Genomic DNA, 1216 nt, shown 5'->3' on the forward strand with positions numbered 1-1216 from the left:
GGCGGGCCCGACGGGGGCGATCCGCCAGCGGTCGGCAGCAGCGAAACCGGCGACGACGATGTGCTCCGGCACGGCCGGCCCGCCGCCGGTGAGCCCGTCGACGACGGCCGGCGCGAGCAGCGCGGCACCCGCCACCGCGGCGAGCGGATTCCCGCCCAGCCCCAGCAGTATCCGCCCCCCCGGCAGCGTCGCGGCCAGCACCGATCCGCCGGGCCGCACGTCCACACCGTCCACGATGACGGTGCCTCCGACCCGCGTGATCGCGCCGCGCAGGTGGTCGGCGACGCCCCGACCGGTCGCACCGATCACCACGACCAGATCGGTCGTGTCACCGAGCGCGGCGTCGAGGGCCGCCGGCTCGTCGGGCAGGTGCGTCCCGCGGGCCACCAGCACTCCGAGCCCGCGCAGCCGGGCGCCGACGGGGCCGGCCGCCGCTTCGGGGAGCAGCGGTCTGTCTGGATCGATAGGCATTCCGTCCCAAGCGATCTCGTCGCCGGAGGTGTGCAAGACCGCCCGGACCGGTCCGCTGACGGTCAGACGCGCGACGCCCGACGAGCGAGCCAGCGACGCGACCGCATCGTCCACCCGCGTGCCGGCCGCCACGAGCGTCTCGCCCGCCCGCCACTCCGACCCCCGACGCCGGGTGTCGTCGCGTTCGGACGGACCGGAACCGTTGGTGCGCACCACATCACCGTCGACGGTGACCTCCTCGTCCCGGATCACCCGCGCCGCGCCCGCGGGCAACCGGGCACCCGTCGCGATGCGTCGGGCGCGTCCGCCGGGCAACGTGCCGCCGTCCCCGCCGCCCGCGGGCACGGGGCCTCCGTCGGGGACCCATGGACCGGGGCCGGCCACCGCCCACCCGTCCATCGCCGACGCGTCGAACGGCGGGAACGGGGCGGCCGCGACGAGCGGCACGTGCAGCACCGCTCCCACGGCGTCGGGGGCGTCGAGCTCACGGGGCGGCAGCGGGACGACGGCGCCCCGGATCGCGGCCCGGGCACAGTCGGGGCAGCGGGCGGCCTGTAGCCGGGCGTCCTGGAGGGCCTCGGGCGTGTCCACGTCGTCGACGTCGCCCACCGCGGCGGTCACGGCGCCCGGTGGCACCAGGTCCCGCGCGCGGACGGTGCCGGTCCGCAGCGCAGCACGCAGCGCATCGGCATCCCACACCGCGGTCAGGTATTGAGCGCGGCCGGCGGCGTCGACGGCGGGGGAG

General features: G+C 77.8%; 1 protein-coding gene. It reads right to left on the reverse strand.

Going from position 1 to position 1216, the window contains the following annotated elements:
- Positions 1 to 1216, reverse strand: a 1216-nt coding sequence (locus ABD908_RS27370; protein WP_345002062.1) for a molybdopterin-binding protein, incomplete at both ends; no start/stop codon positions are given.

The organism is Tsukamurella soli (genome assembly GCF_039541155.1).
Taxonomy (GTDB): domain Bacteria; phylum Actinomycetota; class Actinomycetes; order Mycobacteriales; family Mycobacteriaceae; genus Tsukamurella; species Tsukamurella soli.